Origin of the sequence: Nonomuraea spiralis, assembly GCF_014648435.1 — a bacterium.
Lineage (GTDB): Bacteria > Actinomycetota > Actinomycetes > Streptosporangiales > Streptosporangiaceae > Nonomuraea > Nonomuraea spiralis.
Genome location: NZ_BMRC01000039.1, coordinates 64,561 through 74,363, shown reverse-complemented (window position 1 = coordinate 74,363; position 9,803 = coordinate 64,561). Strand labels below are relative to the sequence as shown.

Genomic DNA, 9,803 nt, shown 5'->3' with positions numbered 1-9,803 from the left:
CCAGCCCACGCGGGCGTCCAGCCCACGCGGGCGTCCAGCCCACGCGGGCGTCCAGCCCACGCGGGCGTCCAGCCCACGCGGGCGTCCAGCCCACGCGGGCGTCCTGTCGAGCTGGATGTCCAGCCGAGCCGGGCGGGTGTTCAGCGCGGTTTGGGTGGTCTGACTGGCGGTTTCCGACTCGGCGGGGGCTGATCAAGGCGGGTGCCTGGCCCGGGTGGGGTTCGTGGAGGAGGGGGTCAGGGGATTGCTTGGGGGCAGTGGGTGGCGAGGGTGGTGTATTCGTTTCGGGGGATTCGGTGTATTGCCAGGCTCAGCCCGTTGCGTTCGGTGAAGCGGTGGAGGGCCACCGGGGGCCAGTGGCCGGGGAGGTGGAGCAGGGGGGCGCCTGCCGGGTCGAGGACGAAGACGCCGGACAGGTCGTCGTAGCGGTACAGAAGGACGGAGGTGCCCGGCTCGGCGGGAACCTCGGCGATCACTCCGGTCCGGCGGTACACCGACAACCTCCGCGAGGATTTCATCCGCAGGTACGGCCCCCCGGGCGGCCCCACGATCGCCCCGCGCCCGGCCTGCCACCGATGCATCCCGACCAGCAGCGGCCGCGTGATCAGCAATGCGGGACTGAACACCACCATCAGCCATTTGGCCTCGATCATCTCCAGCAGGAAACGACCTAAGGACGAGACACTGCGCCAGGCCCCCCACATTCCGATGGTGCCCAGATACACCATCAATCCCAGCCCGGCGATTCCCGCGCACACGCTGAGCGCCTTGCTCCATTTGGTGGTCCGGGGCACCGGGATTCCGCGGAAACGCTGCCAGCCGGGGGCGCGGGCGGCGAGGATCCGGCGGGCCCGCGCCGAGCTGTCGTTCCGGCCGTCCACGAGGGGGATGCCGGCCTTGGCGGAGAAGTTCCGCAGGTGGGGTGGGTGCCAGTCACCTGGGAGGTCCAGCATGACCAGGCCGTCGGGGTCGAGGGCCGCGACGCCCGTCAAGGTACGCGACCTCTTTCCTGAGCCGTCGACGGAATAGTCGTACCGGTAGAGCGAAGCGGGCGACAGGGATGCCGAACGGCCGCCGGCATTGTCGGTGACGGTCAGGGTATGGCCGTCGGAGGTCAGTCTGGTTTTCGGGCAGCGGGTGCCTTTCATCGCGCCGGCGACGGGAAGGATTTGCGCGTTCACAAGTGATCTCCCTCATCCGGAGCCCCCTTGCCGGGTACGACGGATAAGGAGGTAATAAAGTTTCCGCCGCCGCGAATACTCAGATGAGGACCTTCACCACTCCGGTGAGCGCGAGCTGCACGAGCGCCAGCGGGACCAGACCCGCCCAGGCGAGCTTCTGGAGCTGGTCCTCGCGCAACCGCGGGTACGTGACCCGCAACCAGATCACCACGAACGCCAGCACGAACACCTTGACCAGGGTCCAGATCCAGCCGGGCAGCAACGGGCCGTGCCAGCCGCCCAGGAAGAGCACGGTGGTCAGGAAGGACAGGACGACGATCCCGACGTACTCGGAGAGCATGAACAGGGCGAAACGCATGCCGGTGTACTCGGTCATCGGGCCCATGATGATCTCGGACTCGGCGATCGGCATGTCGAACGGCGGACGGCGCAGCTCGGCCAGCCCGGCGACGAAGAACACCACGCCGCCGATCGCCTGCCAGGGCAGCCACCACCACTGCCACGCCTCGACGATGCCGGGCAGCGACAACGTGCCCGCCGCCATCGCCACGGACGAGGCCGCCAGCACCAGCGGCAGCTCGTACGACATGAGCTGGGCCGCGGCGCGCATCGCGCCGAGCACCGAATACTTGTTGGCCGACGCCCAGCCCGCCATGATCGCCCCGAGCACGCCGACGCCCATGACGGCGAGTACGAAGAACAGCCCGAGATCGAGATCGACGGCGACCAGGTCGCGGTCGAGCGGGATGACGATCAGTACGACCAGGTAGGGGACGAGTGCCACCCCCGGCGCGATCATGAAGATGCGGCGGTCGGCCGCGGCCGGGATGACGTCCTCCTTCTGCATGAACTTCACCCCGTCGGCGATGAGCTGCGCCCAGCCGTGGAAGCCGCCCGCGTACATGGGGCCGAGCCGCGACTGCATGTGGGCCATGACCTTGTGCTCGGTCTGGCCGATGATCAGCGGCAGCACCAGGAACACGACGAGGATGACGACGAAGCTCAGCACCACTTCAAGCATCAGGCGGACCCCAATCGGCCGGTACTCCGGGCGGAAGCGTCTTGCGGCGGCTCGGGGCGCCGTGCCCGGACTCGCCCGGCTCCTTGGCGCCCGGCCAGGGTTTGGCCACGCGGGCGGCGAGCACGAAGTCCTTGCGCAGCGGATGGCCCTCGAACCCGTCGGGCAGGAGCAGCGGCACCAGGTACGGATGCTCCTCGAAGATCACCCCGAACATCTCGTACGTCTCGCGTTCGTACCAGTTGGCCCCGCGGTAGACGCCGACGGCGGAGGGCAGGCGCGGGTCGGCGCGCGGCACGCGGGTGCGCAGCAGCAGCCGCGCGTGTGTCTCCGGGGCGTAGACGTGGGCGACGACGACGAAGTCGTCGGGCGGCTCGTCGACGCCGGTGAGCCAGTCGAAGAAGGCGTGGCCGAGGTCGTCGCGGGCGAAGGTGAGCAGTTCGATCCAGTCGGCGGGGGCGACGTCGATCGTGGTCTCGCCGTACGACTCGCTGATGCCGGCGCGGTCGCCGAAGCGGGCGGTGATCTCGGCGGTGACGGGGGCGGTCACGTCTCGTCCTCCGAGCCGTGGGAGCGGGACCAGACGTAGCGGTCGCTGAGCTTCTCCCCCGCGATCTTCTCCTGGAGCTTCATGATTCCGTAGAGCAGGGCCTCGGGCCGGGGCGGACAGCCGGGCACGTAGACGTCGACGGGGATGATCTGGTCGACGCCGTTGGTCACGCAGTAGGAGTCCCAGTAGGGGCCGCCGGTGTTGGAGCAGGCGCCGAACGAGATCACGTACTTGGGGTCGGGCATCTGCTCGTAGAGGCGTTTCACGGCCGGGGCCATCTTGTCGGTGACGGTGCCGGAGACGATCATCAGGTCGGCCTGACGGGGGCCGTTGGCGAACGGGATCACCCCGAACCGGATGAAGTCATGCCTGCTCATGGAGGCCGCGATGAATTCGATGGCGCAACAGGCCAGCCCGAAGTTGAACACCCACAGCGAGTAGCGCCGCCCCCAGTTGAGCACGAAGCGCATCGGTTTGGGCGCGAGCCTGGAGACAGGTCCGACGGTGGGCATCGGGAGATCCGTTGCTGCCATGTCGCCCATTCTTGCGCGAATCGCAGGTCAGGCAAAGGACACACCCAAGCCGACGGCACAGGACCACACGAAGACGACCGGCAGCGACAGCACGACCACACGAAAGCAACCGCCGGAACGGCGCGACCACAGGAGACCAACCGGCCGCGACAAGCGCGGCCACGCCGAAGGCGACCGTGCTCGGCGAGCGCGGGACCGCAGCAAGGCCGCCGTAAGGGGGAAGCGGGTCAGTAGTACAGGGCTGATTGGGCGTGTTCGCGGAGACCATGGGCCACGCGGTCCGCCGGGCGCGCCAGCTCCTCCTCGATCTCCTCCATCGCCTCCGCCCGCACCCGCGCCTCCGTGTACGGCAGCGCCTCCAGGTGTTCACACCTCAGGTACGTCGGCGGATGCGTCCTGTCGACCCGCAGTTCCTCCTGCCTTGCCTCCTCCCGCAACCCGTCGATCTCGGCCTCCGAGATGCCCGAGACACGTGCCCGCAACTCCGCCCACAGGTCCTGCCGTCCCACCGCGAGGGTCTGCGTGCTCAGGAACCGGGCGGCGCGTACGCCCTTCGTGGTCGTGGCGTCCAATGCGGAGATGGCCGCCTCGGTCCCGCCTGCGCGGGCCGCGATCGCGTCGGCGCGGTACTCGGCCCGCTGCGACGACCGGTACATCAGCAGCTCCAGGACGAAGATGAGCCCCCTGACGGGCAGACCGACGATCACGAGCAGGCTCTCGGCGGCCAGCGTCGACAACCCGTCGCCCGGCTGCCAGCCGAACCGGGTCACCTCCCGCAGCTCACCCAGCGAATACAGCGCCCCGCCGACGGCGAACCCATGTCGGGCGTCGCCGTTGCGCGAGTGCGCCATCTCGTGGGCGAGCACCGACACGCGTTCGGCCGGGGTCAGGATCAGCCAAAGGGGGTAGCCGATCTCGATCAAGGGGCGCCTGCGCCAGCCGTACGCGGTGAACGAGGCGTTCACGTCGCCGCCGAGAACGACGAGTTCGGTGCGGCGCGCGCCGACCTCGGCGCCGATCCGGTCGATCAGCTCGAACAGGCGCGGCGCGTTCTGCCGCGTGAGGGTCTCGGCTCCCCCGGGGACGCGTACGGGACGGGGACGCAGCAGCCAGGCGAGGTCGAGCACGATCGCCCCGATCGGGACGCTGAGGATGGTGAACCTGGTAACCAGATAGCCGCCGAGAGCCAGGAAGGCGAACGGGAGCAGGTGGACCACAGCGGCGAGCGCGTAACCGGCCGTCCGCGCGAGTCCGCCGGAGCCGCCCTTGTCGGTGCTGGCGTTCTCGCGGGCGGCTGTGATCACGTCGCGGTGCAGGCCCTGGACGACGGCCGCGTGCCGTCGCGCCCGCCGGCTCTTCACGGTGTTCGGCACGGCTCACAACCTGCCGAGTGGCGCAGGCTGCGGCCAGCACGCGGTGGTAACGATCTACGTCCAGGACAGGACGCGTTTGCGCCAGGCGTACAGGATGCCGAGGGCGATGAAGCCGAGGAACACGAACATCTCGACCAGTGTCGTGACCCCGTAGCCGGGCGCGTCGAAGACGGTGGCCCAGGGGAAGAGGAAGACGGCGTCGACGGCGAAGACGACGTAGAGGTAGGTGAAGACGTAGTAGCGGACCTGGGACTGCGCCCAGCCGTCGCCGACCGGGTCGACGCCGCATTCGTACGTCGTCAGTTTCTCCGCGGTCGGCCTGGTGGGCCGCAGGAGCCGGTTGATCGTGAGAGCCCCGGCCACGATGGCGACACCGATCCCGAACAGCACGGCGACCAGCACGTAGGACCCGTAGTAGTCCTCCATGACGTGATCGTAACCCAGTCAAACCTCTGACCCCATACCCCCAAGACGGGGCAAAAGGTAAGATCCCCCACATACCCTGACAGACATGCACCAAACGCGATTCTTCGCCGGAATCGCTCTGCTGGCCCTCTCGGCCGGAGGCTGCGGGCTGGCCTCCGCCTCCCCCGAGCGGGACGTGCTGGTCCCGGCAGAGCCGACAGCGATCGACTTCGTCGACCCCGCGACAGTCGTCGGCCTGTCCACCGCGACCCTCACCAACGAGGACGACCACAGCAGATACGTGCACATCAGCTACCCCGAACTGACCGACGCGCCGGGCCTGAACCACGCCCTGCGCGCGGAGGCCGAACGGCAGCTGCGCGCCTTCCGCGCCGCCAAGAGCGTCAACGGCGACTACCCGCGTTCCGAGCTGAACGTGGACTGGCAGCTCGCCGCCCGTTCCCCGCAGGCCGTCGGGGTACGGCTACGTACCGGCGAGTTCCTGGGCGCGAGCTGGGGCAACTCCACCCGTACCTTCTGGTTCGACCCGCGTACCGGCAAGGCGGCCGGGTCCATGGCGCTGCTCGGCGGGCAAGAGGCGCTGGACCGGCTCGCGGTGCTGGTCAAGGAGCAGCTCAAGGGGCGCGGGCCGCAGATCGAGCGGGCCGGCGTACGGGCCGAGGCCGACCAGTTCGACTCCATGGCCTTCAACCGGAGCGGTGACCTGGTGGTCGAGTTCGACGACTGCCAGGTCGGGCCGTGCTCGCTCGGCCGGGTGGCCGTGGCCGTCCAGGCGGGACGGGTGGCGCCGCTGCTGTCCGAGCTGGGACGGCGGGCGCAGGAGAGCGTACGGGAGGCCGCCCGCAACGCCCTTCCGGCCGGGCCGGAGACGACCCCCACGACCAGCCCGGAGGCGTCCAGCAACCGGGCGGGCAGCGTGAACTGCGCGAGGACCAAGTGCGTGGCGCTGACGTTCGACGACGGGCCGGGCCCGCAGACCGGGCGGCTGCTCGACCTGCTGGCCGCGGAGAAGGCGCGGGCCACGTTCTTCACGATCGGGACGAACGCCGTCGCGCAGCCGGGCCTGCTGCGCAGGATGAGCGCGGAGGGCCACCTGGTCGGCAACCACTCCTGGTCCCACCGGGACCTGTCGAAGCAGCCGACCAGCAAGATCGCCGATTCCTTCGGGCGTACCGAGGACGCCGTCAGGGCGGCGATCGGGCAGGAGCCCGCGCTCGCCCGCCCGCCCTACGGGGCGATCAGCAAGGACGTCCGCGACGTCGCCCGCGACCTGGACCTGTCCCTGGTCGGCTGGGACGTCAACAGCAGGGACGAACCCGGCGCCAAGTCGTCGGAGATCGCCGACCGCGTGCTGGAGAAGGCCCATCCCGGCGCCATCGTCCTGCTGCACGACACCAACCGCGCGACGATCGACGCGATACCGAGCATCCTGCGAGAACTCCGCGGGAAGGGTTACACCTTCGTGACCGTTCCAGAGTTGTACGGCTCAGCAGACATGCGCGCCGGACGCCTGTACGAGTCGGGGAGCCCGCAGTCGCGTAAGCAACCCCTGACGTAGCACACGTGTTGGGGGGACGTATAGTTGGCGCTCGTGACCCGAACCGTCCTCTTCGCACGCCTGCATGTAGACCTCTGCAGGCTCGCATCAGGGCTGTGTCGTCGTTCTCCCACCTCACCCTGACTTCCGACCGCGTTACCCGCTTTGTCGGGCTGGCAAACGCGTGACCTTCCGAGGATCTAGCATGGAAACAGAGAACGCGCCCAAAGCAACCGCGCCTTGGCGCGTCGAGGAGGACTGAGCTGTGACGAAGCAGGTCCAGCAACTCGACCGCGTGATCATCAGGTTCGCCGGAGACTCCGGCGACGGCATGCAGCTCACCGGCGACCGCTTCACCGCGGGAACGGCGGAGTTCGGCAACGACCTGTCGACGCTCCCCAACTTCCCCGCCGAGATCCGCGCGCCCGCAGGAACCCTGCCCGGTGTGTCGAGCTTCCAGCTCCACTTCGCCGATCACGACATCCTGACGCCCGGCGACGCGCCCAACGTGCTCGTGGCCATGAACCCGGCGGCCCTGAAGGCCAACCTCGGCGACCTGCCGCGGGGCGCCGACATCATCGCCAACATCGACGAGTTCACCAAGCGCAACCTGCAGAAGGTCGGCTACACCGCCAGCCCGCTGGAGGACGACTCCCTCAGTGAGTGGCGCGTGCACGCGGTGCCGCTGACCTCGCTGACGGTCAAGGCGCTCGAAGGCTTCGAGATCTCCAAGAAGGACGCCGAGCGCGCCAAGAACATGTTCGCCCTCGGCCTGCTGTCGTGGCTCTACCACCGGCCGACCGAGCAGACGGTGTCGTTCCTGGAGCAGAAGTTCGCCAAGAAGCCCGACATCGCCAAGGCGAACATCGCGGCCTTCCAGGCGGGCTGGAACTACGGCGAGACGACCGAGTCGTTCTCGGTCTCCTACGAGGTCAAGCCGGCCAGGCTGGCTCCCGGCGTCTATCGCAACATCTCCGGGAACCAGGCCCTCGCCTACGGGCTGATCGCGGCCAGCGTGCAGTCGAAGCTGCCGCTGTTCCTGGGCTCGTACCCGATCACGCCGGCCAGCGACATCCTGCACGAGTTGTCCAAGCACAAGCGGTTCGGCATCCGCACCTTCCAGGCGGAGGACGAGATCGCGGGCGTCGGCGCGGCGCTGGGGGCCGCGTTCGGGGGGGCGCTGGGCGTGACCACCACCTCGGGCCCCGGCGTGGCGCTGAAGGCCGAGACGGTCGGCCTCGCGGTCACCACCGAGCTGCCGTTGATCATCGTTGACGTCCAGCGCGCCGGTCCCAGCACGGGCATGCCGACCAAGACCGAGCAGACCGACCTGCTGATGGCCATGTTCGGCCGCAACGGCGAGTCGCCGGTGCCGATCGTCGCGCCGCTGTCGCCGAGCGACTGCTTCGACGCGGCCGTCGAGGCGGCGCGGATCGCGGTCAAGTACCGCACCCCGGTCATGTTGCTCTCGGACGGCTACCTGGCCAACGGCTCGGAGCCGTGGCGCCTGCCCGAAGTTTCCGACTTGCCCGACATTTCGCAGGAATTCACGACCGAGCCCAACGGCGAGAACGGCGAGTTCCTGCCCTTCAAGCGGGACACCGAGACGCTGGCCCGCCCCTGGGCCATCCCCGGCACGGCCGGCCTCGAACACCGCATCGGCGGCATCGAGAAGGCCGACGGCACCGGCAACATCTCCTACGACCCGGACAACCACGACCTGATGGTCCGCACCCGGGCCGCCAAGATCGCCGGGATCGACGTGCCCGACCTTGAGGTCGACGACCCCGACGGCGACGCCAAGGTGCTGGTCATCGGCTGGGGCTCGACGTACGGGCCGATCGCGGCGGCCGTACGGCGCATCAGGCGCGGCGGCGGCAAGGTCGCCCAGGCCCACCTGCGCCACCTCAACCCGCTGCCCGCCAACACCGGCGAGGTGCTCAAGAGCTACGACAAGGTGCTGCTGCCCGAGATCAACCTCGGTCAGCTCGCGCTGCTGCTGCGGGCCCGCTACCTCGTCGACGTGATCAGCTACAACCGCGTGCGCGGGCTCCCGTTCAAGGCCGAGGAGCTGGCCGGAGTCATTCAGGACGTGATCGACAGTGACTGAGCTGGTGAACGGGAAGGGCCTGAGCCTGGTTCCCAAGACGGACGTCAAGCAGGGGCTGAAGGACTTCAAGTCCGACCAGGAGGTGCGCTGGTGCCCGGGGTGCGGCGACTACGCGATCCTGGCCGCGGTGCAGAGCTTCCTGCCGGAGCTGGGGCTACGGCGCGAGAACATCGTGTTCGTCTCCGGCATCGGCTGCTCCTCGCGGTTCCCGTACTACCTCAACACCTACGGCTTCCACTCGATCCACGGCCGCGCGCCCGCGATCGCGACCGGCCTGGCCGCCTCCCGGCCCGACCTGTCGGTGTGGGTGATCACCGGTGACGGCGACGCGCTGTCGATCGGCGGCAACCACCTGATCCACGCGCTGCGCCGCAACGTCAACCTGAACATCCTGCTGTTCAACAACAGGATCTACGGTCTGACCAAGGGCCAGTACTCGCCGACCTCCGAGGTCGGCAAGATCACCAAGTCGACGCCGATGGGCTCGCTGGACAAGCCGTTCAACCCGATCTCGCTGGCCATCGGCGCCGAGGCGTCGTTCGTGGCCCGGACGATCGACTCCGACCGCAAGCACCTGCAGTCGGTGTTGCGCGAGGCCACCGCCCACCGGGGCACGTCCCTGGTGGAGATCTACCAGAACTGCAACATCTTCAACGACAACGCCTTCGAGCAGCTCAAGGACCCCGAGGTCCGCGACGACATCACGGTGCGCCTTGAGCACGGTCAGCCGATCGTGAGCAACTCCAAGGCCGTCGTGCGCGCCGCCGGCGGCGGCATCGAGGTGGTCGCCAGGGACACCGTGAGCGAGGACCAGATCCTCGTGCACGACGCCCACAACCCCGACCCGTCGGTGGCCTTCGCGCTCAGCAGGCTCGACGAGCCCGCCTTCGAGCACGTGCCGATCGGCATCTTCCGGCAGGTCGACCGCCCCGCCTACGACGTGCTGATGGCCGGGCAGCTTGAGGAGGCCGTGGCGCAGAAGGGCCCCGGCGACCTGAGCGAACTGCTCATGGGTGGAGACACCTGGCGCATCGGCTAGTTCCTGTAGAAGATGGAGCCGTCGCCCGAACGGCTC

General features: G+C 68.9%; 10 protein-coding genes. 4 read left to right on the top strand and 6 right to left on the bottom strand.

Annotated features, from left to right (window positions below; translation table 11 throughout):
- Window positions 1–236: 236 nt before the first annotated feature.
- From IEZ27_RS48005 to IEZ27_RS47980, 6 genes are all read right to left on the bottom strand, one after another.
- Window positions 237–1,181, bottom strand: coding sequence for a hypothetical protein (locus IEZ27_RS48005; RefSeq protein ID WP_189653347.1), 945 nt, complete (start codon window positions 1,179–1,181; stop codon window positions 237–239).
- Window positions 1,182–1,260: 79 nt separating this feature from the next.
- Complete coding sequence (gene nuoH, locus IEZ27_RS48000; protein ID WP_189653346.1) at window positions 1,261–2,202, bottom strand: NADH-quinone oxidoreductase subunit NuoH; 942 nt, start codon at window positions 2,200–2,202, stop codon at window positions 1,261–1,263.
- Window positions 2,195–2,749, bottom strand: coding sequence for an NADH-quinone oxidoreductase subunit C (locus tag IEZ27_RS47995; protein ID WP_189653345.1), 555 nt, complete (start codon window positions 2,747–2,749; stop codon window positions 2,195–2,197). The genes nuoH and IEZ27_RS47995 overlap by 8 nt, the downstream gene beginning before the upstream one ends.
- Window positions 2,746–3,282, bottom strand: coding sequence for an NADH-quinone oxidoreductase subunit B (locus IEZ27_RS47990; protein ID WP_189653344.1), 537 nt, complete (start codon window positions 3,280–3,282; stop codon window positions 2,746–2,748). The genes IEZ27_RS47995 and IEZ27_RS47990 overlap by 4 nt, the downstream gene beginning before the upstream one ends.
- A 227-nt stretch (window positions 3,283–3,509) precedes the next feature.
- On the bottom strand, window positions 3,510–4,655 hold the full coding sequence (locus tag IEZ27_RS47985; RefSeq protein ID WP_189653343.1) for a M48 family metalloprotease: 1,146 nt from the start codon (window positions 4,653–4,655) through the stop codon (window positions 3,510–3,512).
- A 54-nt stretch (window positions 4,656–4,709) separates the two neighbouring features.
- A complete protein-coding gene (locus IEZ27_RS47980; RefSeq protein WP_125643699.1) occupies window positions 4,710–5,081 on the bottom strand; it encodes an NADH-quinone oxidoreductase subunit A in 372 nt (123 codons plus the stop codon).
- Window positions 5,082–5,166: 85 nt separating this feature from the next.
- Here IEZ27_RS47980 and IEZ27_RS47975 point away from each other — a divergent pair, with 85 nt between their 5' ends.
- From IEZ27_RS47975 to IEZ27_RS47965, 4 genes are all read left to right on the top strand, one after another.
- Complete coding sequence (locus IEZ27_RS47975) at window positions 5,167–6,639, top strand: polysaccharide deacetylase family protein (protein ID WP_189653342.1); 1,473 nt, start codon at window positions 5,167–5,169, stop codon at window positions 6,637–6,639.
- Between the two features lie 33 nt (window positions 6,640–6,672).
- Window positions 6,673–6,762, top strand: coding sequence for a putative leader peptide (locus IEZ27_RS55685; protein ID WP_311132193.1), 90 nt, complete (start codon window positions 6,673–6,675; stop codon window positions 6,760–6,762).
- A gap of 121 nt (window positions 6,763–6,883) precedes the next feature.
- Window positions 6,884–8,728 (top strand): 2-oxoacid:acceptor oxidoreductase subunit alpha, encoded by a 1,845-nt coding sequence (locus IEZ27_RS47970; protein WP_125643702.1) that lies wholly within the window; start codon window positions 6,884–6,886, stop codon window positions 8,726–8,728.
- Window positions 8,721–9,767, top strand: coding sequence for a 2-oxoacid:ferredoxin oxidoreductase subunit beta (locus IEZ27_RS47965; RefSeq protein ID WP_125643704.1), 1,047 nt, complete (start codon window positions 8,721–8,723; stop codon window positions 9,765–9,767). Before IEZ27_RS47970 ends, IEZ27_RS47965 begins: the two co-directional genes overlap by 8 nt.
- Window positions 9,768–9,803: the final 36 nt, after the last annotated feature.